At 37.6% G+C, this 24592-nt stretch carries 23 protein-coding genes and 2 tRNA genes; 13 read left to right on the top strand and 12 right to left on the bottom strand.

The annotated features are described in order from the left end of the window. Position 1: 1 nt before the first annotated feature. Positions 2-364: a BlaI/MecI/CopY family transcriptional regulator gene (locus ACH3O9_RS10965; RefSeq protein WP_416440329.1), complete on the bottom strand. Its 363-nt coding sequence runs from the start codon at positions 362-364 to the stop codon at positions 2-4. 182 nt (positions 365-546) lie between these two features. Between ACH3O9_RS10965 and ACH3O9_RS10960 the strand changes: the two genes are divergently transcribed. The 3 genes from ACH3O9_RS10960 to ACH3O9_RS10950 all read left to right on the top strand — a co-directional run bounded on the left by ACH3O9_RS10960 (position 547) and on the right by ACH3O9_RS10950 (position 2927). After that, a complete protein-coding gene (locus ACH3O9_RS10960; RefSeq protein ID WP_416440327.1) occupies positions 547-1323 on the top strand; it encodes a diadenylate cyclase in 777 nt (258 codons plus the stop codon). A 4-nt stretch (positions 1324-1327) separates the two neighbouring features. Further along, on the top strand, positions 1328-1714 hold the full coding sequence (locus tag ACH3O9_RS10955) for a DUF3667 domain-containing protein (protein WP_416440325.1): 387 nt from the start codon (positions 1328-1330) through the stop codon (positions 1712-1714). Between the two features lie 157 nt (positions 1715-1871). Further along, positions 1872-2927 (top strand): IS110 family transposase, encoded by a 1056-nt coding sequence (locus ACH3O9_RS10950; protein WP_416440323.1) that lies wholly within the window; start codon positions 1872-1874, stop codon positions 2925-2927. Positions 2928-3261: 334 nt separating this feature from the next. On the opposite strand, the gene ACH3O9_RS10945 is transcribed toward ACH3O9_RS10950, so the two are convergent. The 3 genes from ACH3O9_RS10945 to truA form a co-directional block, all read right to left on the bottom strand. Continuing rightward, positions 3262-3780 carry a hypothetical protein gene (locus tag ACH3O9_RS10945; protein WP_416440321.1) on the bottom strand — a complete coding sequence of 173 codons (519 nt, stop codon included), beginning with the start codon at positions 3778-3780 and terminating at the stop codon, positions 3262-3264. Between the two features lie 496 nt (positions 3781-4276). Beyond that, a complete protein-coding gene (locus ACH3O9_RS10940; protein WP_416440319.1) occupies positions 4277-6043 on the bottom strand; it encodes an ABC transporter ATP-binding protein in 1767 nt (588 codons plus the stop codon). Beyond that, positions 6044-6796 carry a tRNA pseudouridine(38-40) synthase TruA gene (gene truA / locus ACH3O9_RS10935; protein ID WP_416440317.1) on the bottom strand — a complete coding sequence of 251 codons (753 nt, stop codon included), beginning with the start codon at positions 6794-6796 and terminating at the stop codon, positions 6044-6046. Positions 6797-6893: 97 nt separating this feature from the next. On the opposite strand from truA, the gene ACH3O9_RS10930 reads away from it, so the two are divergent. Continuing rightward, the gene (locus ACH3O9_RS10930) at positions 6894-7385 is read left to right on the top strand and encodes a metallophosphoesterase family protein (protein WP_416440315.1); all 492 of its coding nucleotides are present in this window, start codon (positions 6894-6896) and stop codon (positions 7383-7385) included. A 76-nt stretch (positions 7386-7461) separates the two neighbouring features. Here the strand turns inward: ACH3O9_RS10930 and ACH3O9_RS10925 are convergent, their stop codons facing one another. Next, positions 7462-7872, bottom strand: a complete 411-nt coding sequence (locus ACH3O9_RS10925; protein ID WP_416440313.1) for a DUF4293 domain-containing protein — start codon at positions 7870-7872, stop codon at positions 7462-7464. Between the two features lie 201 nt (positions 7873-8073). Here ACH3O9_RS10925 and rho point away from each other — a divergent pair, with 201 nt between their 5' ends. After that, positions 8074-9732 (top strand): transcription termination factor Rho, encoded by a 1659-nt coding sequence (rho, locus tag ACH3O9_RS10920; RefSeq protein WP_416440311.1) that lies wholly within the window; start codon positions 8074-8076, stop codon positions 9730-9732. 214 nt (positions 9733-9946) lie between these two features. Here the strand turns inward: rho and rpsT are convergent, their stop codons facing one another. The 4 genes from rpsT to proS all read right to left on the bottom strand — a co-directional run bounded on the left by rpsT (position 9947) and on the right by proS (position 11957). Next, positions 9947-10195 carry a 30S ribosomal protein S20 gene (gene rpsT / locus ACH3O9_RS10915; RefSeq protein ID WP_416440309.1) on the bottom strand — a complete coding sequence of 83 codons (249 nt, stop codon included), beginning with the start codon at positions 10193-10195 and terminating at the stop codon, positions 9947-9949. A 20-nt stretch (positions 10196-10215) separates the two neighbouring features. Then, positions 10216-10287: transfer RNA gene (locus ACH3O9_RS10910), tRNA-Glu, on the bottom strand. 46 nt (positions 10288-10333) lie between these two features. Next, positions 10334-10405, bottom strand: a tRNA-Glu gene (locus ACH3O9_RS10905). A gap of 79 nt (positions 10406-10484) precedes the next feature. Next, complete coding sequence (proS, locus tag ACH3O9_RS10900; protein ID WP_416440307.1) at positions 10485-11957, bottom strand: proline--tRNA ligase; 1473 nt, start codon at positions 11955-11957, stop codon at positions 10485-10487. A gap of 77 nt (positions 11958-12034) precedes the next feature. Between proS and ACH3O9_RS10895 the strand changes: the two genes are divergently transcribed. The 8 genes from ACH3O9_RS10895 to ACH3O9_RS10860 all read left to right on the top strand — a co-directional run bounded on the left by ACH3O9_RS10895 (position 12035) and on the right by ACH3O9_RS10860 (position 19554). Beyond that, positions 12035-13201: a hypothetical protein gene (locus ACH3O9_RS10895; RefSeq protein ID WP_416440305.1), complete on the top strand. Its 1167-nt coding sequence runs from the start codon at positions 12035-12037 to the stop codon at positions 13199-13201. A 38-nt stretch (positions 13202-13239) separates the two neighbouring features. After that, positions 13240-14745 (top strand): OmpP1/FadL family transporter, encoded by a 1506-nt coding sequence (locus tag ACH3O9_RS10890; RefSeq protein ID WP_416440303.1) that lies wholly within the window; start codon positions 13240-13242, stop codon positions 14743-14745. A gap of 164 nt (positions 14746-14909) precedes the next feature. Then, positions 14910-15590 carry a GTP cyclohydrolase I FolE gene (folE, locus tag ACH3O9_RS10885; RefSeq protein WP_416446671.1) on the top strand — a complete coding sequence of 227 codons (681 nt, stop codon included), beginning with the start codon at positions 14910-14912 and terminating at the stop codon, positions 15588-15590. A gap of 81 nt (positions 15591-15671) precedes the next feature. Continuing rightward, positions 15672-17162 (top strand): cysteine--tRNA ligase, encoded by a 1491-nt coding sequence (cysS, locus tag ACH3O9_RS10880; protein ID WP_416440301.1) that lies wholly within the window; start codon positions 15672-15674, stop codon positions 17160-17162. Beyond that, complete coding sequence (yidD, locus tag ACH3O9_RS10875; RefSeq protein ID WP_416440299.1) at positions 17162-17428, top strand: membrane protein insertion efficiency factor YidD; 267 nt, start codon at positions 17162-17164, stop codon at positions 17426-17428. Before cysS ends, yidD begins: the two co-directional genes overlap by 1 nt. Positions 17429-17490: 62 nt before the next feature. Next, positions 17491-18426 (top strand): prolipoprotein diacylglyceryl transferase, encoded by a 936-nt coding sequence (gene lgt / locus ACH3O9_RS10870; protein WP_416440297.1) that lies wholly within the window; start codon positions 17491-17493, stop codon positions 18424-18426. 1 nt (position 18427) lies between these two features. Next, positions 18428-18910: a DUF192 domain-containing protein gene (locus ACH3O9_RS10865; RefSeq protein WP_416440295.1), complete on the top strand. Its 483-nt coding sequence runs from the start codon at positions 18428-18430 to the stop codon at positions 18908-18910. An 11-nt stretch (positions 18911-18921) separates the two neighbouring features. After that, entirely contained in the window at positions 18922-19554 is a 633-nt protein-coding gene (locus tag ACH3O9_RS10860; protein ID WP_416440293.1) for a copper homeostasis protein CutC, read from the top strand. 39 nt (positions 19555-19593) lie between these two features. Here ACH3O9_RS10860 and ACH3O9_RS10855 read toward each other — a convergent pair whose 3' ends face one another. The 3 genes from ACH3O9_RS10855 to mdh form a co-directional block, all read right to left on the bottom strand. Then, entirely contained in the window at positions 19594-20139 is a 546-nt protein-coding gene (locus tag ACH3O9_RS10855) for a VOC family protein (protein ID WP_416440291.1), read from the bottom strand. 151 nt (positions 20140-20290) lie between these two features. Continuing rightward, positions 20291-23308, bottom strand: a complete 3018-nt coding sequence (secDF, locus tag ACH3O9_RS10850) for a protein translocase subunit SecDF (RefSeq protein WP_416440289.1) — start codon at positions 23306-23308, stop codon at positions 20291-20293. Between the two features lie 217 nt (positions 23309-23525). Next, on the bottom strand, positions 23526-24452 hold the full coding sequence (mdh, locus tag ACH3O9_RS10845; protein ID WP_416440287.1) for a malate dehydrogenase: 927 nt from the start codon (positions 24450-24452) through the stop codon (positions 23526-23528). Between the last annotated feature and the right edge of the window lie 140 nt (positions 24453-24592).

Raw genomic sequence — 24592 nt, 5'->3', positions numbered from 1 at the left:
ATCAATCTTTTTTAGATTCTATAATTTCTAATATCTCGCGCAGCTCTTTTGCTGTGATCTTTTCTTCTTTTGCGAAAAAGGAAACCATGTCTTTGTATGAACTGTCAAAAAATCGGCGGGTAGCCTCATTTAAAAATTTCTTGCCATAAACTTCTCTACTTATAACAGGAAAGTATTGATGTGTTTTACCAAAGGCATTGTGCCCCACATATCCTTTCTCTTCAAGGTTGCGTATAATTGTTGATACCGTATTGTAATGCAGGTTTTCTTCAGCGAGTTCTGCCTGCACTTCTTTTACAAATGCTTTTTCCAGCTGCCACAGCACATGCATGATCTCTTCTTCTTTATTGGTAAGTTTTTCCATAATAAATGCAATACATAATGAATACATATCAAACTTAAAACGAAATTTTTAGTTACACAACTATTTTTATAGTTATTATTAAATTTGGCACTTTTAACTAAAGTTGATAAATTTTGGAGTAATACATAAAGTGAAATCACTACACTTTAAATTTTCTCTTATTTTTACAAAAACCTCATCATTTGGACATTTTAGAAAATTTCAGAATTTTAGATATCATAGATATCCTGCTGGTTGCTACTCTTCTCTATTATGTTTATAAACTTGTAAAAGGTACGGTTGCCATAAACATCTTTCTGGGTATCGTTATCGTCTGGGGAATCTGGAAGATCACAGAGATCTTAAAGATGGAAATGCTAAGTAACATCCTGGGTGAGTTTATAGGTGCCGGTATGTTTGCTTTGATCGTGGTTTTTCAGCAGGAGATAAGAAAGTTTCTCCTTATGATAGGTTCTACAAAACTGGGCCGAAAAACAGGCTTTTTAAAACATATCAAATTTCTACAGGATGAATCTATATCACCCACAAAGGTTGAAGATATTATACGTGCCTGTGAGAATATGGCACAGACTAAAACCGGTGCCTTAATAGTTATACAGCGCGCCACTAATCTCGACTTTATAAAATCTACAGGAGATTCTATGAATATTGAGATCAACAGACCTATACTCGAGAGTATCTTTTTTAAGAATGCTACCCTGCATGACGGTGCCGTAATTATAGAAGAAAATAAGATCACAGCGACCAGAGCAATTCTACCTGTTTCTAACGAAAGAAATATCCCGCTGCGCTTTGGTCTGCGCCACCGGGCTGCGGTAGGTGTAACCGAAAAAACAGATGCTCTTGCAATAGTTGTAAGTGAAGAAACGGGGCAAATAAGCTATTTAAAAGATGGAGAATTTGTACTCTTTAAAAATTCTGAAGAGCTCATAGAGCTTATACGTAAAGATCTGTCTTAATCTCATGGGCGAAATACGAAATACCCATGTCGTTCACATAAAAAAATGTCTCAATTGTAGTTCTAGCGTTCCGCCAGCAATGTCTTATTGCTCTTCCTGCGGGGCTAAACAAATAGAAAACAGACTAACAACCAGAAATCTTCTTGAAGAATTCTCAAGTAGTTTTTTAAATCTTGACAATTCATTTTTTAAAACCTTTATAGCTCTTTTTACAAAACCGGAAGATGTTATAGGCGGTTACATAAAAGGGATGCGCAAAAGATATATTAGCGCTGTTGGCTATTTTGGGATCTCCTTAACCGTAACAGGTATCTACGTTTTCTTTTTTAATAATTTCTTTCTTGATGATCTGTTTAACGGTCGTGTATATGGCTCGTTGCGTGTAAATTAGCGATTATTTTCGGTTTAAACACAAGCCAGATTGTAAAAATTTGGCGACTTTCCAAATATGTTTTAACTTCTATTAAGTAACCAATTAGCTATGAGATATAGCATCTATGTAAAAGCAGCGTGTCCACTATCTTTAAAGTTCTCTAAAAATTTAAGATATGGAATTAGAACACACTGCTTGCCCGAATTTATACATTGGTATTGACATTCACAAGCGTAGCTGGAAGATACATTGTGCTACAGATCTTTCAGTAGGGAAGACTTTTTCTATGGATCCTGATCCAGATAAGTTGTGGGATTATGTTTCACGCCACTATTCAGGTTATAAGGTTACCACGGCCTATGAAGCGGGATGTTGCGGGTATTATGCGCACCGTAGTTTTGAGGGTTATGGCTGGAAGTCCCTTGTGGTTAACCCTGCGGACATTTACAGAACAGGCAAGGCGCGTCATACCAAGACCGATCGCATAGATGCCCAGTTGATAGCCAGAGAGCTTAAGGACGGTCGCTTAGATAGTATTCACGTTCCAGATATTCAGCGGGAGCAACTGCGCAGTCTTTTTCGCCGTCGCAATGATCTTGTGAAGGATTACCGCCGCATCAAGAGTTTGATCAAATCACAGCTGCTGTATATGGGAGTAAGCCTGCCCAAGGAATATGATAACAGTCATTGGAGCCATTCTTTTAGGGATTGGTTGGACAACCTTGAGTTTGCCTATAGCCCTGCGCGTGCCACCCTTGATAGCCGTATGCGTATGTTTCGTTTCATCGATCAGGAGGTTCGTGATGTTTCAACGGGCCTACGCAGGTTCTGCAAGGTATATTACAAGACGGATTATATGCTTTTGCGCAGTATACCCGGCATTGGTGGTATAGTTGCCTGTGGTATTTTATGTGAGCTGGGAAACCTTCGTCGTTTTCGGGATTTAAAACACCTCTCGGGCTATGTGGGATTGGCTCCTGGAATACACCAGAGCGGTGATAATTTACGTACTACCGGTATAACTCCTCGCGCGCACCGTTTGATACGCAGCTATTTTATAGAGGCCTCCTGGCAGGCAATCAGGACAGACCCTGTAATGCAGGAGTATTACCGCAAGCACCAAGGAAAGAACGTAAAGAGTATCATCGTCAAGGTGGCCAGGAAACTATTGAGTCGAACCCTTGCGGTAATTAAAACAGAAACACCCTATGTCATAGGTGTAGTGGCTTAACATAAACTAGATAACAAAGCTCAACCAAAAGTAGATACAGCCCGGATCACAAAACACCGTAGGTGACCCTTAATTCAAGAAGTGGATCACATTTTATAGCAAGTGAACGGGCTTATTATAGCTTATAATCATACAGATGCTGGTGGCCATTTAAGATGGACCACATATAGGATGCGGAGCAAGTTATATGGTGTTGAATAATGGATAATCCTATCGGAGTTATCAACTATTCAACACCTCAAAATCATCATTATGAACTAATTAAAATTTAAATATTAACTTTGGAAAAGTGGATTATTGCTTTTCATAGGATACGGTGTTGTGGTTAGTTTTTTTAGTTTAACAAATTAATGACAAAGTGAATACCGAAGATCAATATAACAAATCCAATTATTGAGAAAACTAAATCAGCATCACTTACTTCTCGTTCTTCACCTATTTCTCTATCTCTAATATTATATACATTAATTATTAATTCTTTTTTAAAAATCAGCCGATACAAAAATCTTAATAAAGAAAAAGTAATTATTAAAATTGGCAACATAATTAGATATTCTAAATATGAAGTTCCTCTCGCACTAATGAAATCGGAATTTTGCTTATAAGTTAAGTAAAGTCCAATTTGAAGTATTGCAATAAAAGACCAAATTGTGATAACTTTTAAATCTCTGAATCGTTTATAATAAAGACCATAAAGTAAAAACGGAAAACAAAAACCAAATGCTAATACACAATTATTAATTATCTTTTGTGGAAGTAGTGTTTGATAATAAAAAATAAAAATCAGAAAACCGATTATTAAATATAACCCGAGAACTAAATAGTCTATTTTTCTTAAATTCCTTTTTTTCATTCAGTTTTTTCCAAATTAACCACAACTCTGAAATATCAGGACAAACAGGTGATAAAAGAACAGTCGAGATCACTAAAAAGGTACTTCAAATAGCAACCAACTATTCTGCTCTCTTAAAGTTTTGCACTATTCCGGTTTTAGCGGCACTGTCAAGACTTGTTTTTATAACCAACAAGAAATACAATTACCTGGAGCATCTTATCATATTTCTGTATTTATATAGCCAGTACAGTATTATTACGTCAATTCTATCGCTTATTACTGCTCCTTTTTTCACGCTAAATTTAGTAATAGCAAGTACAACACAACTCTTACTCCTATTCTATGCAGGATATGTATTTAAGAAGTTATATGCCATAGATTGGGGAGAAGTTATTTTAAAAGCCCTGCTTTATTTGCTCATTGCCGCTTTCTTAATAGCGATTATATCAATTGCAGCCGGAATTATTGCCTACAAACTGGGTTTACTTGAGTCATTTGTGAAAGCTAATACTAATTAAATAGTTTCTTCTGCCATGAATTGAACTTCATAAAGATTGCGGTAGTGACCACCTTCTTTTTTGAGCAATTCTTTATGTGTTCCAGACTCTACTATTTTACCTTTTTCCATCACAATGATCTTATCTGCTTTTTTAATGGTAGCAAGGCGATGCGCAATGACTATAGAAGTACGCCCCTTTGTGATCTTATTTATTGCTTTTTGAATAAGATGCTCACTGTATGAATCTACAGATGATGTAGCCTCATCAAGCACAAGTATGCTTGGGTTGCTTACATATGCACGCAAAAATGCTATCAACTGGCGTTGCCCGCTTGACAGCATTGCACCGCGTTCTTTCACATTATAATGATAACCCCCGGGAAGCGTTTGTATAAATTTATCTACGCCAATGGCTTTTGCGGCATCTTCTACATCCTGCTCTGTAATAGTAGGATCGCTAAGAGTGATGTTATTTAAAATAGAATCTGCAAACAAGAATACATCTTGTAAAACAACCGCTATATTATTTCGTAAAGAAGCAATCGAGACATCTTTAATATCAATACCGTCAATACTTATTTTACCGCTATCAATCTCGTAAAAACGGCCGAGTAAATTAATTATAGTTGATTTACCTGCGCCCGTAGAACCTACAATTGCAACTGTTTCGCCAGCATTTACAGTAAGATCAATACCTTTTAATACTTCTTCATCAGGCACATAACTAAAATGCACATCATCAAACTGTATTTCACCTTTTATAAATTCCAGCTCCTTTTTACCGTTATCTGCAATAGTAGAATCTGTGTCAAGAATACCAAAAACCCTGCTCGCAGCCACCATACCCATTTGCAGCGTATTAAATTTATCTGCTATCTGTCTTAGCGGAGTAAATAACATCTGCGCAAATTGAATAAAAGCCGTGATAAGGCCTATAGTTATCACATCACTTTGTGCAGCTTTTAGACCGCCATACCAAACCAATAAACCTATTGTGATAGAAGTAGACATTTCTGCTACAGGAAAGAATATAGAATTGTACCAGACGGTCTTATTCCATGCTTTCATGTGCTTTTTATTGATCTTGTCAAACTTCTCCTGCTCTATTTTCTCACGAGAGAAAATGTGAACGATCTTCATTCCGGTAACACGTTCTTGTACAAAAGAGTTAAGGTTTGCGACCTGTGTGCGCACTTCTTCGAAGGCAAGTTTCATTGCCCGCTGAAAAACGCGCGTGGCGTAAAGTATAAAAGGCAGAATGGCGAAAACGATCAAAGAGAGTTCCCAGCTTTTATAAAGCATAACACCTATAATTACGCTCATCTTCAGCAAGTCGCTTATAATCATAAATAAGCCTTCGCTAAAGATACTCGCGATCGTTTCAATATCGTTTACAGCTCTAGTGACCAGCCTGCCTACGGCAGATTTATCATAGTACTGCATTTTGAAGCGCAGCATGTGGCCAAACAATTTAACGCGCATATCGCGTATCACATTTTGACCTAACCAACTTGCAAAATATATAAATATCAATTGAAAGATAGCCTCACCCATCAACACCACAAACATCAATACGATGTAGTGCAACATTACATCAAGACTCTTGGGCTTAATACCTTCGTCTATGGCGAGTTCAAGATAAATCGGTCTTAGAACAGCAAAAAGTGACATTAATATAGCAGAAATCGCTACCAGAAAAACCCTTGGCTTGTAGGGACGGGTATAAGTCATCAAGCGTCTAAAAAGACCAAAATCGAATGCGTTGCCTTTACTCTCTGCCATTTAAATAAATATTTCTTCAGGGTATTTTACAGAAACGAGATATAAACCATGCGCCGGTGCAGAAGTACCCGCTACTCCTCTATCTCTGCTTGCCAGAACATCCTGCATGTGAGCCACACCTTGCTTCCCTTTTCCTATTTCAAGTAAGGTACCCACAATTGCACGTACCATATTTCGTAAAAATCGGTTGGCGCTTACGCGAAATATAAGCTGGCTACCACGTTGCTCCCAATAAGCTTCTGTTACGGCGCAAATATAGTTGTTAACGTCGGTATTTGTCTTGCTGAAACACTTAAAATCCTTGCTGCCAACTAAAAAATTAGCCGCCTCGTTCATAGCATCTATATTCAGCCTGTGCTGAAAATAATAGGCCTGACCGGTAGTAAAAGGATTCTTCTCTACATTTATAATATATTCATAGCTTCTGCTTACTGCGTCAAAGCGTGCATGAGCATCCATCTTTACGGGTAATATATTTAAAATAGCAATGTCTGCGGGCAAGAAGCGATTGAGTTTATATTTGAACTGCTCACAATCTGAAGCATCCCAGTTTTCATCGAGATCTACATGAGCAAATAATTGTTTAGCATGCACCCCGGTATCTGTGCGACCGGCACCGGTGATAGAAATTGGGGCGCGCAATATTGTACTTATTGCTTTTTCCAGCATTTGCTGCACAGAACTACTTTGAGGCTGGCGCTGCCACCCATGGTAATTAGAGCCGTTGTAAGCTATTTCAATAAAATATCTCAATCCTACTTTTTCTAATTAAGTTTGCAAAGATACATCTTTGAGGTGTTTTTACTCTGTACCTAATAACAAGTCAACACAGCCCGACCAACTTTACTTTATGAAAAAAATATTGCTCCTAAGTGATACGCATAGTTATATCGATGATCATATTTTAAAACATGCTCAAAAAGCAGATGAAGTATGGCACGCCGGTGATATAGGTGATCTTGCGGTAACAGATGCGCTAAAAAAGATAAAACCTCTTAAGGCCGTATATGGAAATATTGACAATCACGAGATAAGAAATGAATTCCCTTTAAATCTCAGATTTTATTGTGAAGATGTAGAAGTATGGATCACCCATATAGGCGGTTATCCCGGAAGATATTCTCCTGCAGTTCGCGACGAAATAAGAAATAATCCTCCTCGAATTTTTATATGTGGACATTCTCACATTTTAAAAGTGATGCCAGATAAAAAACTTAATCTTATACATATGAATCCCGGCGCAATAGGTAAACATGGTTTTCATAAAGTGCGTACTATGTTACGATTTACCATAGATGGTAAAAAAATAGAAAATCTGGAAGTGATAGAAGTACCTAGATGATTTTTATGGTAAAACGCAAAAACCCTGCAGTTGGCATACTGCAGGGCTTACGCACTAATGAACTAAGATTATAGGTCTATCGCAACCGATCTACAGATTTTACAAGATCTTCATCCCGCTTGATTGCCCTGTTGGCCAAAGCAATAAAAACGATAGAAATAACGGGAATAAACATCCCAATACCCTTCTCTGAAGCATCAGCTTCTCCGGATAAGATTTGCGATTGGTAAATTAATACACCTAGTAAAATAAAGTTTAATATTATATTGAGTCGTCCCAGCACAAACTGCAACTTCCTGTTCTTGTATAAAAATAAAGTAATTAAAGATAGTATTGCGCTTGCTACAAATAAGCCAAGATAAACCAGGTTATCCTGAGCAAAAACTACACCTTCTTCCGCATTAGCGTATAATGGAAAAACAAAAATGAGACCGGCAGAGGCTGCAGCTGCAAGAATAATATAAATACTTTGTATGCGTTGAATCATTTTACAAACCCATTTGGGCTGACAAAAATAACAACTTCTTTTAAACTCAAGTAGAATATTGTCAAAATAATGTTGTATAATTGCAAGACGAAATGTAACCACCTCTGAGTTGGTTACTTATCTTGCCAAAAATTTCTTAGAATCTTCTCTCAAGATCTTTGTTAGCATTCAAAACCAATACGGAAATCTTATTTTTAATTAATGTTTGACATTTCAGAATTAAAAGCTAAAAAGCTTCCTGAACTACAGGATATAGCAAAAGGCCTTGATGTTCCCAAGTTCAGGACCTTAAAAAAACTTGATCTTGTTTACAAAATACTCGATCAACAAGCCGCAAATCCTAAAGCTGTTGCAGAGGTTGTACAGGAAACTTCGCCCTCAAAAACTGAGGAAAAGCCAACTCCTAAACGCGAGCCCAGAGCACCACGCCCTCAAAAGAAAATTACCCAGGAGCGCAGTAAAGTAGAAAAACCTACAAAACCCGCCTCAAAACCTACTGAAAGCGAAAAAAGTGATTCTGCTAAAAATCAGAATGACAAGCCGGCTTCTAACGATTCAAAATCTAATAAGCCGACTCGCGCTCGCAAGGACAATAGCAATAGCAACACTACTAATACTTCTCATAATTCTAACAACTCTAATAGAAGCCAGAGAAGCAACAATAATAATTCTAACAGTAATCGCAGCAACAGCAATAACGGGAATAAAGATTCTCGTAATCGTTACCGCGAGCCAGATTACGAGTTTGAAGGACTTATAGAAAGTGAAGGCGTACTTGATATTATGCAAGATGGCTATGGCTTTTTAAGATCTTCAGATTACAACTACTTGTCATCTCCTGATGATATATACGTTTCACAATCGCAAATAAGATTATTTGGTTTAAAAACCGGCGATACCGTACTTGGAGTAATACGTCCTCCTAAAGAAGGAGAGAAATATTTTCCACTTATTAAAGTGAGCAAAATAAATGGTCTTAATCCAGATGTAGTTAGAGACAGAGTTTCTTTTGAGCACCTTACTCCTCTTTTTCCCAAAGAGAAATTTAATATAGGCGATCGCCAAAGCACAATATCAACACGTGTAATGGATCTTTTTGCTCCTATAGGAAAAGGACAACGTGGTATGATCGTTTCTCAGCCTAAGACTGGTAAAACGATGTTGCTTAAAGATGTGGCAAATGCAATTGCTGCTAATCATCCCGAAGTATATCAAATGATATTACTTATAGATGAGCGACCAGAAGAAGTAACAGATATGCAACGTAATGTAAAAGGTGAAGTTATCGCTTCTACTTTTGACAAAGAAGCACATGAGCATGTGCGCGTGGCAAATATCGTATTAGAAAAAGCAAAGCGTCTTGTAGAATGTGGCCATGATGTAGTTATACTTCTTGACTCGATCACCAGACTTGCTCGCGCATACAACACCGTACAACCAGCCTCAGGTAAGATTTTGAGCGGTGGTGTTGATGCTAACGCACTTCATAAGCCAAAACGTTTCTTTGGTGCTGCCCGTAATATTGAAGGAGGAGGATCTCTTTCTATAATTGCAACTGCCCTTACCGAAACCGGCTCTAAAATGGACGAAGTTATTTTTGAAGAATTTAAAGGAACAGGTAACATGGAGCTTCAGCTTGATCGTAAGATCGCTAACCGCAGAATCTTCCCTGCTATAGACCTTACTTCTTCAAGCACACGTCGCGATGATCTATTGCTTAGTGATAATGCAATACAACGCATGTGGGTTATGCGCAAATATCTTGCAGATATGAATCCTATTGAAGCAATGGAATTTGTAAGCGAGAGAATAAAGCAAACAAAGAATAACGAGGAGTTTTTAATCTCTATGAACGGCTAAAAACCTCCTTTTTTAATACAAAAAGCTCCCTATAATACTCAAAAATAGGGAGCTTTTTTATGCAATACTTTCGCGATCGTATTGAATTTATGGCATTAAAAAACTCCTAAACATCTGTTGATGCAAAGGAGTTTTTCAATAAACAAATAAACATATTAACCAACAAAAAACTCCCACTACTGCAGGAGTTTAATATTATAATAAACTTAAACTCTTATAAAGCAGCTACGTGCTTAGCAAGCTGAGATTTAAGATTAGAAGCTTTGTTGCTATGAATGATATTTTTCTTAGCTAGTTTATCAATCATAGATACAACTGATGGATACAACGTTTCAGCTTCTTCTTTTTCAGAATCACGCAATTTCTTAATAGCATTACGTGTCGTTCTATGCTGATATCTGTTTCTCAATCTGTTGCTCTCGCTGCTTCTGATTCTCTTTAAAGATGACTTGTGATTTGCCATTATTTTGTTTTTTTAAATTGTAGCCCGTAGGGGAATCGAACCCCTCTTACCAGGATGAAAACCTGGCGTCCTAGCCGATAGACGAACGGGCCATTATGTCAAATTTTAAATGCTTAAGGTGCATTTACTAACCTCTTGTAGTCCGTAGGGGAATCGAACCCCTGTTACCAGGATGAAAACCTGGCGTCCTAACCCCTAGACGAACGGACCGGTTTAGTTTCGCTCAATTGCGGATGCAAAAATACAACTATTTTTGAATGCCGCAAGCGTTACTAAAACTTTTTTAAAACTAATATGCTTTTGCAAATAAAACTCGCTTACTTGCCTTGTTTCCGCTGTACATACAAACACCCTCTTCTTCATGAGCATTAAGCGGTATACAACGTATGGTTGCTTTAGTTTCTGCTTTTATCTTTTCTTCTGTTTCAATTGTCCCATCCCAGAAAGCGCTCACAAAGCCACCCTTCTCTTCAAGAACTTTTTTGAACTCATCGTAAGTATCAACCTGAGTTATGTGCTCATTTCTATATTTTAAAGCTTTATTGAATAAAGCCGCCTGCATCTCACGTAATAATTCCTGAACGCGATCTACAATATTATCTTTAGAAACAAACTCCTTAGTCAATGTATCTCTTCTGGCCAGCTCAACCGTACGCTTCTCAAGATCTTTAGGACCTATACCTATACGTAAAGGCACACCTTTTAGTTCGTACTCATTAAACTTCCATCCCGGCTTATAAGTATCTCTATCATCAAATTTCACAGAAACACCTCGTAAACGCAATTCTCTCTGAAGCTCATTAGCTACCTGCGAAATTGCCTCTAGCTGCTCCTGCCCTTTATAAATAGGCACTATAACCACTTGTATAGGTGCAAGATTAGGTGGTAAAACCAAACCTTTATCATCACTGTGTGTCATTACCAAAGCACCCATCAATCGGGTTGAAACTCCCCATGAAGTCGCCCAAACATATTCCTGCCCACCATCTTTAGATGCAAATTTTACATCAAAAGCTTTCGCGAAATTTTGACCTAAAAAGTGAGATGTACCTGCCTGCAAAGCTTTACCATCCTGCATAAGAGCTTCAATACAATATGTTTCTAACGCACCTGCAAAACGCTCACTTTCTGTCTTAGTACCTTTTACAACAGGAACCGCCATAAAGTTTTCAGCAAATTCAGCATAAATATTCATCATCTGCTTCGCTTCTGCTACAGCTTCATCACGAGTTTCGTGAGCCGTATGGCCTTCTTGCCATAAAAATTCAGAAGTACGTAAAAATAACCGCGTACGCATTTCCCAACGAACCACATTTGCCCACTGATTTATAAGCAAAGGCAAGTCACGATAAGATTGAACCCATTTTCTGTAAGTATCCCAGATAATGGTTTCAGACGTTGGTCGTACAATAAGTTCTTCTTCCAGTTTTGCATCTGGATCAACGATAATCGATCCATCTTCGTCATTTTTTAATCTATAATGCGTAACTACCGCACATTCTTTAGCAAAGCCATCTACATGACTCGCCTCTTTACTAAAATAAGATTTTGGGATAAAAATAGGAAAATAGGCATTTTGATGCCCTGTTTCTTTAAACATACGATCCAGCTCTGCCTGCATTTTTTCCCAAATTGCATAGCCGTATGGTTTAATAACCATACATCCTCTAACTCCTGAATTTTCAGCTAGATCTGCTTTAACAACTAATTCATTGTACCATTTAGAATAGTCCTCTTCGCGCGTGGTTAAATTCTTGCTCATATATAAATAATTGGCACAACTATTGTGACTTCGTTAATAGTTAAGTTTTTGACTAATCAATGTTAAACCCCTTAGGATTGACGGCAAAACTAACTAAATTTACATTGTACAACAATAAAATACCGATAGATATGCAACGCGCTCTTGTACCTCAAAATATATTGATAAGATCACTTTTTTTATTTTTAGCTACTGCCGGATTAATTTCCTGCGGTACATCTCAATATGCAACTTCAGAAGACGGGATTTACTCTTCTGGAACAGAAATATCTGAGAACACTTATAACGCAAACACGAGATCAGAATATTATTCAGATTACTTTAATCAAGGTGCTGAACAATTAGATCAGGCCAATTCTGAAGGAACTATTTTCACAGACGTTGATTCATACAGCTCTGCATCTGGTTATCTAGAAGATGAACAAATGTTTCAGGAAGGAGATACGATTTATAATCCTAATGCGGGGTGGGGCGACACTTATGACAGAACAATTGTAAATGTCTATCCTTCGTTTTATGGAAGATCTCCTTATTTTGGATTTGGTAATTACTGGGGCTTCAGCAATGGTTTTGGTTATGGAGGCTGGGGCTATGCAGGTGGTTATGGTTATGGTTACGGCTATGGCAACCCTTACTTTTATGGCGGCTTTGGCGTAGGTTTATCTCCATTTTATGGTGGGTTTGGTTACCCTTATTTTGGCGGGTTTGGCTACGGTTACAACCCATACTTTGGTTATCCTTATTATCATGGTTATAGAAATTACTATAACAATTATTACAATAATAGTTATACTTATAGCAACACACGTAGAAATGATTACAGATCTGCGACCGCTAACAACAGAAGCAACCAACAAGCAAATTACAGAAGAACAGAACGCACATACAGCCGTAACAACGTTGGGGTAAATACTTCAAGATTATCAAGAAGTAATAACAACGCTACAGTGAGACGGGCAGACAATTCTAACCGTTCTATATACAATTCAACTGCTCAGCAGCGCAGATCAACAGGTAACAACACCTACACCCGCAGAGCAAATAGCACTAATGCAAATACTGCTGTGAGACGCTCTAATAACTCAAGTTATTCAAGAAGTAACAATAGCACATACTCCAGAAGCACCCCGGCGCGTAGCTCTAGCAACGTGTCAAGAAGTAGTGCTCCTGCTCGTAGTTCTGGCACAACCAGAAGTAGCGGCGGTGGCGGCAGTACAGGTAGAAGAGGCGGTGGTCGCGGATAAACTTTTCTGATTCTTAATTTTGATCTTCATTTTAAATCATGAATAAAATCAATTTTCTTTTAATGGCTCTTCTTGCCATAGGTACTTCTTACGCTCAAAACATTAATGATGCAGTACGTTACAGCACACAAAATATTAGCGGTACCGCAAGATATCAAGGTGTGAGCGGCGCCTTTGGCGCTCTGGGCGGCGATTTATCTGCTATTAATAACAATCCTGCTTCTTCAGCAATATTTACAAATAGCTATGCCTCTATTACTGCTGCATTAGACATGTATGATAATTCAACCCAATATTTTAATGGAAGTATGCCTACTGATGACTCTGATATCAATTTTAATCAGGGCGGTGGCGTTTTTGTTTTAGACAATAACGACGAGAGTTCGGCTTTTAGAAAATTGGCGATCGCATTTAATTATGATAGAACGGCAAATTTTGACAATGTTTATACAGCTTCCGGAATTGGCAACACTTCTATAGATGCTTACTTTTTACAATTTGCACAGGGCACACCATTAGATTTACTACAATACAGATCTGGTGAAAACGTAGACGATCTGTACGATTATTTGGGGGAAAATGAAGGTTTTGGCGCTCAGCAGGCGTTTTTAGGGTATCAGGGATATATAGTTGATCCCGCGGAAGACGATCCTGACAATACAAGCTATTCCTCAGCTATAGGCTCGGGGAATTTTGATCAGGAATACACATCATTAGCTAGCGGTTATGCGGGGAAAGCGAGTTTTAATATTGCTACTCAATATAAAGAGAAATTGTATGTAGGTCTCAATTTGAATTCGCACTTTATAGACTACAGACAATCTACCATTCTATTTGAAGATAACGCTAATGCCAACAGCCAGGTAACAAATCTGCGTTTCGAAAATAATTTAAGCACACTCGGTAACGGTTTTTCTTTTCAAATAGGAGGTATTTATCATCTATCACCCAGTTTACGCGTTGGTCTAACTTATGACTCACCTACCTGGTACAACATAGAAGAAGAAACTACACAACGCCTTACAACTTCAGGAGTAAACGGTAATGTAACTCTTGACCCAAGAGTTACAAATGTTTATGATGACTATACATTACAAACACCAGGAAAAGGAACAGCCGGCTTGGCTTATATTTTTGGCAGCAATGGTTTCTTAAGTTTTGATTATTCTTACGAAGATTTTTCAAGCGTGACATTTAAACCAAAAAATGACACCTTTTTTCAAGGATTGAATGATGAAATTGACTCAAATCTTAAAGCGGTTTCTACTTATAAAGTGGGTGGCGAAATTAAAGTAAGAAAATGGAGCTTTAGAGGTGGTTATAAGTATCAGGAAAGTCCTTATGAAAATGATGATATTATGAGCAATCTGTCAGGTTTTTCTGCCGGACTAGGATATTCATTTGGATCTGCCAGATTAGATTTAGCTTATTCAAGATATACACAAGAAAGTAATCCACAATTGTACGATACAGGTCTAACATCTACTGCTTTTGTAGACGGTGTAAATTCTACAGTAGCTGCGACATTCAGCTTTAGACTTTAATCGCACAGCATACAGAAACATAAACTCGACTTTCACAGTCACTAATTAACTATAGAAACTGCTTACAGCTGCATAGATACAATTTTAACAAATAGGTGATTAAATATTCAAATTACTTATCTTTGCAAGCCTTTAGCGCAAGTTACGACTATAGATTTATGAAGATGAATTTTGAAAAACAACCCATCGCGGAAACCGACTCCTTAGGAGACGATCACGTGGGAACCTCTGCAGAAACTCCTATGCGAGCAGATGCTTTCGCTTTAAGCGATATAGAAAAAATAGCTTTAATCAAGGAAGATGTTGAGCACATAATGAAGACCTTAGGTCTTGACCTTACAGACGATAGTTTAAAAGGCACACCTAATAGAGTGGCCAAAATGTTTGTGAACGAGATCTTTAGCGGCCTTCATCCTGACAGGAAACCTAAAGCTTCTACTTTTAAAAATAGTTACAAATACGGCGAGATGCTGGTAGAAAAGAACATTACTGTTTATTCTACTTGTGAGCATCATCTATTGCCTATTGTAGGGAGAGCGCATGTTGCTTATATCTCTAATGGTACGGTTGTAGGTCTTTCTAAAATGAATCGCATTGTAGATTTTTATGCAAAGCGTCCTCAGGTACAAGAGCGCCTCACCATGCAAATTGTTCAGGAATTACAAAAAACCTTAGGCACAGAAGATGTTGCCTGTGTTATAGACGCAAAACATCTTTGTGTGAATAGTCGTGGTATACGCGATATAGAGAGTAGCACGGTAACAAGTGAATTTGGTGGTAAGTTTAAAGAGAACGCTGTAAGAAGAGAATTCTTAGACTACATCAAGCTTGAAACCCATTTTTAAACTCTTTTAGCTGATTTTTAGCCTCAGCAACCCGATTTTTTTGTAGTATTTTTAGCCCTTAACAAAACCTAAAAAGCATCAATGGCGGCTGCCTTATACCAAAGTCAAAACTTATCGATTTACAATTCACTTTCTGGAGAGAAAGAACAATTTAAACCTCTTCTTGAAGGTAATGTAGGTATGTACGTCTGCGGTCCCACCGTTTACAGCAATGTGCATTTAGGTAACGTAAGAACGTTCATGTCTTTTGATATGATCTTTAGATACCTTAAACATTTAGGGTATAAAGTGCGCTATGTGCGAAATATTACAGATGCCGGCCATCTGGAAGATGATGCAGATCAGGGCGAAGACAAGATTGCTAAAAAGGCCAGACTTGAGCAGATAGAACCCATGGAAGTCGTACAGCAGTACACGATAGACTTTCACAATATCCTGCAAAAATTCAATTGCCTCCCTCCTAGCATAGAACCTACAGCTACGGGTCATATTATAGAACAGATCGAAATCATTAAACAAATACTTGACAATGGCTTTGCCTATGTTGAGAATGGTTCTGTTTATTTTGACGTGCTTAAGTTTAATGAAAGTCATGATTATGGCAAGCTAAGCGGAAGACAGCTTGAAGATATGATTGCCAATACTCGTGAACTCACCGCTCAAAGCGAAAAAAGAAATCCACAGGATTTTGCCCTCTGGAAAAAGGCCGAACCACAGCATATTATGCGCTGGCCATCGCCTTGGGGAGACGGTTTTCCCGGCTGGCATCTTGAGTGTACAGCAATGAGCACAAAATATTTAGGCGAAAGATTTGATATTCACGGTGGCGGTATGGATCTTAAATTTCCACATCACGAGTGTGAGATCGCACAAAGCGAAGCTTCATCAGGACAAAACCCAGTGAATTATTGGCTTCACGCAAATATGCTTACGCTTAATGGCAAAAAAATGTCAAAGAGCACGGGGAATAATATCAATCCCGGACAGATTTTTACCGGTGAAAGTGAGTTTTTAACCAAAGGATATTTACCTGCTGTAGCCCGATTTTTCATCATGCAGGCACATTATAGAAGTGTTCTCGACTTTAGCAACGATGCGCTGCTCGCCAGTGAAAAAGGGTTTAATCGTCTTATGGAAGCTGTGCATCTTATTAAAACGTTACCCACTTCAGGTAAGAGCAGCTTTGACATTACAACCTGGAAGCAGGCATGCTATAACGCGATGAATGACGATTTTAATACACCTATTTTAATCGCTCAGCTTTTTGAAGCCGTTAAGTATATTCATCAGATAAAAGACGGTAAAGCAACTATTTCTAAAGAAGATCTTGAAATTCTTGAGCACACAGTGCATTCATTTGTATTTGATGTTTTAGGTCTTGAAGATACAAACGTTGCTAATGAGGCAAACACAGATAAACTGAATGGTGCTATAGAACTCTTGATAAAGCTTAGAAACGAAGCCCGTGCAAATAAAGATTTCGCCATGAGCGATGTAATTCGTGATGAACTGCAGGAAATGGGCATACAGTTAAAAGACGGCAGAGAAGGCACCTCATACAGTCTGCTGTAATGCAAGCCTCACAATTAATAGCGGCACCATTTATATTCTTAGTACGTCTTTATCAACAATTTATATCACCGTTTTTACCATCCTCCTGTAGATACTCCCCTACCTGCTCACAATACACTATAGAAGCATTAAAGGCGCATGGTATTTTAAAAGGTGGCTGGCTCGCAGTTAAGCGCATCGCAAGTTGTAACCCTTGGGGCGGTTCTGGTTATGACCCCGTGCCACCGGCAAAGAATGAGTCTTCTAATACAGCAGATAAAAATTGAGATATAAAGCTGATGAATTTAGCTGCTTTCATATCTTTACCACATACTGATAAATGCAAAATATGCTCGCTTTAAAAATGACCTGGAACCCATCTACGGGCCTCGATCTAGGATTTTTTACCCTTCACTATTACAGTTTAATGTTTGTCGTTGCTTTTATGTTAGGCTGGTACCTGATGAAAAAAGTCTATGAACGGGAAAATGTATCAATAGAAAAACTAGACCCGCTTTTTATATATTCTGTTCTTGCGATTTTAATTGGTGCAAGATTAGGTCACGTTTTCTTTTATCAAACAGAACTTTTATGGCAGGATCCTCTTTCTGTGGTATTGCCATTTCGCTTTGTACCTGAGATCGAGTACACAGGTTTTCAGGGTTTAGCCAGTCATGGCGCAGCGATAGGAATGATCATCGCCATGTATCTTTACAATAAAAAAATACTTAAAAAGAGTATTTTATGGCTCCTGGATCGCGTTATTTTACCGGTCTCACTAGGCGCTATTTTTGTGCGAATTGGAAATTTCTTCAATTCTGAAATGGTAGGTAAAGTTACAGACAGCAATCTTGGGATTAAATTTGTTCAGGATGAATATTCAGAATATCAGGCGCAGCGCATCACTAGCATTCCCAATGGGCGTAAAGCACTACAAGCCTTGACAGACGATCCTCAGTTTTCGCAATATATTGCCGAAATACCTTATCGTTTTCCGGGTCAGTTAATGGAATCATTCGGCTATGTTTTTGTATTCTTAATTCTAATGCTTGTTTATTGGAAAACTGATCTGCGCAAAAAGGAAGGTTTCATATTTGGCCTTTTCCTCACACTTCTCTGGACGGTACGTTTCATCGTAGAGTTCTTTAAAAGAGCACAGGTAGAAGGTCGTGAAGATTGGGTTTTAGGCCTCAACACAGGGCAAATCTTAAGTGTTCCCTTTATAATAATAGGTATATTCTTAATGATACGGGGGATGCAACAAAAAGAAGCAAAGGTTTATTAGTATGAAAAACAAAATCGCTCTCCTCTTAATACTCTCAGGGCTTGTATTTACAAGCTGCAAGAATGAGAACACTACATCATATAAGGAAGATGCGATTGCTTTTACTAAGGAAGGTACTCTTAAAATTATTAAGCCAGACAGCACGGTTGCTGCTTCTTTAAAAATAGAAATCGCTGAAACTGATTACGAGACCGAAACCGGACTTATGTATCGAAAGAGCATGGCTGAAAATGAAGGCATGCTGTTTATCTTTGATGAAATACAGGAACGTTATTTCTACATGAAAAACACAAATATTCCCCTTGATATTATCTACATAAAAGCAGATAAAACAATTGGGAGTATTGCTAAAAATGCCAAACCTCTAAACGAGGAAAGTCTCCCTTCAGGCCTTCCCATTCAGTTTGTACTTGAGGTAAACGCAGGACTTTCTGATAAATGGAATTTGCAACCAGGCGATTCTGTAAGCTGGGAACGAGATTAAACTCTGTAAAAATGTCTTCACCACAATCTTTATTCATAAAAGAGGCATGTGTTGAAACACTTGAACAAGCTACAAGAGCCGCAGCAAATGGAGCTAATCGCATAGAATTGTGCTCCAGACTTGATCTCGAGGGCTTAACTCCTTCTCACCAATTGATAGCAGAGATCAAATCTATTTTAAACATTCCCATACGGGTCATGATTAGACCACGAGAAGGCGATTTTTGCTATTCTAATGCCGATTTTAGCATCATGCAGGCAGATATTGAATTCTGTAAAAAGGTAAAGGTAGACGGTGTTGTTTTTGGCGCAAGCCGTCCAGACAAAACGTTAGACATCGCAGCCATACGAATGTTAGCCCAATGGGCCTATCCTTTAAAAGTGACAATTCACAAAGCCATTGATGACACTCCTGACATTTTAAAAGCAGTTAAAGACCTAATTCATATTCCTGAGATTACAGGAATACTTAGCTCCGGTGGGGCAAAAACCGCTCAGGTGGGCAGTAAAACCTTGCTAAATATGCTAAAAATCGCCGGAGAGGATATAGAAATAGTTGCTGCAGGAAAAATTACAGGTTATAATGTTGAAGAACTCCATAGAATTATAAATGCGCGCGCTTACCACGGGCGCAGCATAGTATAATTTTTAATTAAAGCTATTTGCAAAAAACTCTCTTTTCAATTATTTGGGTGGGTTAAGAAGTAAGTCCTCAGATAGCTCTTTCTGATTGCCTTTAAACTTTGTCTTTCCAAAAGGTTCATTTCTCACATCCCAATACAATTCAATCTGTACACTATCAGGATCATAAAAATATAGAGACCAGCTAATCTGGTTATTCTTCAACTGCAGAGCTATGTTCTTATTTTTTAATTGTTTGTAAAAATCTACCAATGTTGCATGATCATTGAGCTCAAAAGCTAGCTGCTGTAAGTAGCGGGTATTAACGTGACTGTCATTAGCGGTTTTTCTTTCCTGCAACACAAGTTCATGATGCTCATCATCACCAGACGCAAGAAAAACTCTGGTTTTACCCTGATATGTAGCCTGCTCATGTGTTTTCATATTTAAGACATCTTTATAAAAATCCTGAGATGTTTTTAGGTTAGAAACCTGTAATACAATATGCCCTAGTTTCTTTTCGTCCTTATCCTCTTTTTTATATGTAAATCCCACAATTACAATCAATATTAGAATAAGTGGTATACATAAGCTATAGATCCTTTTCATACGCGCGATTTTATAGATAACAAATTAACTATCATAAAGTTAACAATTGCACTAAGCTTAACTCAAAACCTTTCATCTAAACATTTCTTAAATTTACTGCATAAAAAAACTCCCAATGATGGGAGTTTTTTTATAGAATTATGAGAAAGTATTAAGCAACTTCCTCTTCTTTTTTCTTCTCAGATTTTAGTTGCTTTTTCTGTATTGTGTCATACATAACAGGAGTCGCGATAAATATAGAAGAATAAGTACCTACAACCACACCCACAATAAGTGCAAACATAAAGCCCATTATACTAGCTCCGCCAAAAGCGAAAATCGCAACTAACACTATTAATGTTGTCATAGAGGTATTTAAAGTACGGCTTATGGTGCTGTTAATCGCCATATTTATTATTGTACCTATACCCTTAGATGAAGTCTCATGCTCTTTAAGATACTCACGTATTCTATCAAAAACAATTACCGTGTCATTTAAAGAGTATCCAATTACTGTAAGGATCGCTGCAATAAATGATTGATCAATTTCCATGTTAAATGGTAAGAACTTATACGTAAGAGAGAAAATACCAAGCACGATTAATACATCATGGAAAACTGCAACAACCGCTCCGGTTGAGAATTGCCATCTTCTAAAACGCAACAATATATATAAGAAAACCACCACTAAAGAGCCTAAAACTGCCCATAGCGAATCTTTTTTAATATCGTCTGCTATTGTAGGTCCTACTTTATTATACTCTAAAATACCTATCTTAGATCCACTAGACCCCTTTACAAATTCAGCGTAAGTAAGATCCTGTGGGAAATAAGATTTAAGTGTATTATATAATTTCTGTTGTATCTCGTCATCAACTTCAGAAGATTCTTCATCAATTCTGTACTTAGTTGTAACCTTTAATTGGTTTGCTTCACCGTAAGTTTTCGCCTGAGCGCTACCAAATGCATCGATAAGTACACCTTCAACTTCTGAAGCGTTTACAGGGCTCTCAAAACGCACTGTATAATTACGCCCTCCTACAAAGTCAACTCCCTGATCAAGACCATTACCAAAGAATAATGAACCAAGACCAATAAGTATTACTGCACCACTTACAGCATAAGCAATCTTGCGTTTTGCAAGAAAATCTACATTGCTATGAAGGAACAGATTTTTTGTGATAGCAGTAGTAAATGAAAGCGACTTGCCATTTTTACCATAACCATCTATAAATAATCTTGTTATAAAAATTGCTGTAAAAAGAGAAGTACCAATACCTATCATTAATGTGGTTGCAAAACCCTGAATAGGTCCTGTACCAAATAAGAACAAGATAAGTGCTGTTAAGAAAGTCGTGATGTTTGCATCAAGAATAGAGGATAAAGCATTGTTAAAACCATCTTTAATAGCCTCTTTCTGAGATTTACCTTTCCGGAGTTCTTCTTTTATTCGTTCAAAAATAAGCACGTTTGCATCAACAGACATACCTATGGTTAAAACGATACCGGCTATACCGGGCAAAGTAAGAACAGCTCCCAGACCTGCAAGAATACCAAATATGAAAAGAATGTTTACCGCAAGAGCAACATCAGCATAAATACCGGCTCTGCTATAATATAAGAACATCCACACAAGCACTAATATTAGCGCTATTATAAATGACATTAACCCACTGTTTATAGCTTCCTGACCAAGAGAAGGCCCAACTACGTCATAAGATATGATTTTCGCTGAAGCGGGAAGTTTACCAGCTTTTAAAACATTAGCTAAATCCTGAGCTTTATTTACAGTGAAATTGCCAGAAATTTCTGTTGCTCCACCTGGAATTTCTTGTTTCGCTGTTGCTGCAGAGTAAACTACATCATCAAGAACGATAGCTATTGCATTTCCGTCTTGTGCAACTTCGCGCGTTAACTTTGCCCATTGCGCAGGTCCCTGACCATCAAAATCAATCCCTACTGAAGGAAGACCAGTCTGTGTATATTGCTGTCTTGAATCTTGTACTATATCTCCATCTATTGCAGGAGTTCCACTTCTGTCTGATTGTAGAGCATAAAGCGGAACTATGTTAGACTCTTTATCTTCTGTAATACCCCATCTAAATTTAGCAAAACGTATTTCTTGTGGGCGCATTCTTACGATCTCAGGAAGAGAAAGATATCTGTTGATAGTTGCTGTATCCTGAGCTGCTGCATAACCTACAACTGCTGACTGTCCATATTGCTGAAGAGCAGGATTAAACTGGAAGACCTCAAATAAAGGATTGTTAGCATTAGTCTGGCTTAAAGAATCTTCATCTTCACTAGCTAATAGCTCTTCTAGAGAATCATCTGCAGTTTCGGTAGAATCTTTTGTTGCCTGAGTTTCTTCTGTTTCAGCAGGAGTAACAATATCTTTTAAAGCTGTATTTACGTTAAATAAATAACCAGCTACATCACCCGCATAATGCGTTTTATAGAACTCAAGTTGTGCAGTACTTTCTAATTGAAATTTTACACGCTCGATATCTGTAGCTCCCGGTAATTCAATTAAAATACGAGAACGGTTATCAAGTCTTTGAATGTTAGGTTGTGTAACACCAAATTTATCAATACGATTACGTAGTACCTCAAAAGCAGATTTTATAGACTCTTCAACTTCGTTACGAATGACAGGCTCAACCTCATCATTTGTCATATTAAAGTTGATCTTATCTCCTAAGGTCGTATTTGCAAATATATCTGGAGAAGCTAGTTTGTTATCACCAGGAATATTTTCAAAAGCATCAAAAAAGTCTTCTAAAAATGGATTCTGACTATCTTTTTGAGCTTCGGCAGCTTCAGCAAGAGCTTGATTAAAAGCAGGGTCTGTACTGTTATTGCTAAGTCCTTTTAGAATATCTGCAACAGATATCTCTAAGATCGCATTCATCCCACCTTTAAGGTCAAGACCTTTATTCAGCTCTTTTTCTTTAGCGTCATTATATGTAATACCTAAAGCTATAGGATCATTACCTATAGAATCAAGATATTGACGCTGTACTTCACCTCTGCGATCAACATAGTCTTCTTCACTTGTTGGCACCTTTGCGGTGGCATAAGCCTCTGCTTCGTCTTCAACTTTATTTGTGAAATAAGTAAAAGAAAGTTGATACAAACTCACCAACCCAAACAAAATTGCAAATACTCTAATGAGTCCTTTATTCTGCATTATTATTTAATATTTATTAGTTGAGCCAGAATAGACATCCGGCAATTTTATAAAACGTGCAAATATAGGGTTTCAGTGTAGAAATGCCAATAAATATTCTTTTGATTTCTTTAACATTTTTTACAAGAAAAAAGACTGCAAAATGCAGCCTTAATTACTTAATCTATAAAATATTAGACCTTTAAAAGATTTAAAGAATATTAATATTATTATCTTTTTACAGCTCTAGAAGATCATTAGTTTTCTTCACTGCTGCAGCACTTTCCTGAAGTTTAGATTTCTCGGCATCAGATAATTCTACATCTACAATTTGCTCAATACCATTGCGACCTAAAATAACAGGAACACCTATTGCTATATCATCAAGACCATATTCTCCCTCAAGAAGTGTTGAGCATGGGAACATTTTTTTCTGATCACATGCAATTGCCTGAACCAGACCAGAAACCGCTGCTCCCGGAGCATACCATGCAGAAGTACCTAAAAGTTTAGTAAGCGTTGCGCCCCCTACTTTAGTATCTTCCATAACCTGATCAAGACGATCAGCCTCAATAAATTCAGAAACAGGTACACTATTTCTGGTCGCTAATCTTGTTAAAGGTATCATACCTGTGTCGCTATGACCTCCTATTACCATACCATCAACATCAGAAATTGGGCATTCTAAAGCTTCTGCCAATCTATATTTAAAACGAGCACTGTCTAAAGCACCGCCCATACCTATGATCTTATTTTTAGGCAGATTTGTGGTTTTATGAACAAGATATGTCATCGTATCCATAGGGTTACTTACTACAATTATAGTAACTTCTGGAGAATGCTTAATTAGGTTTGATGCTACGTCTTTTACGATACCTGCATTAATACCTATTAATTCTTCACGAGTCATACCCGGTTTACGTGGTATACCACTTGTAATTACAGCAATGTCTGTACCTGCTGTTTTAGAATAATCTCCGGTCGTACCCGTTATGCGTGTGTCAAATCCATTTAAAGAAGCGGTTTGCATTAAGTCCATCGCTTTACCCTCTGCATATCCTTCTTTTATATCTAAAAGAATTACATCAGATGCAAAATTTTTCATGGCTATATATTCGGCACAACTTGCACCTACAGCTCCTGCTCCTACTACGGTAATTTTCATTATTATGTTGTATTGAAATTAATATTGATTTAAACGAAAAATCACCCTAACAGACCGATTTTCGCGTCTTTAGTGCGAAAATACAATTTCTTTAACACTATTATGCTAAGTAAACTTTAAAGTTAAATGAAGGAATAAAA

It is taken from the genome of Leeuwenhoekiella sp. A16 (assembly GCF_047946675.1).
Taxonomy (GTDB): Bacteria; Bacteroidota; Bacteroidia; order Flavobacteriales; family Flavobacteriaceae; genus Leeuwenhoekiella.
Note: the sequence above shows the minus strand (reverse complement) of the source record. Positions and strands in the feature narration are given on the sequence as shown.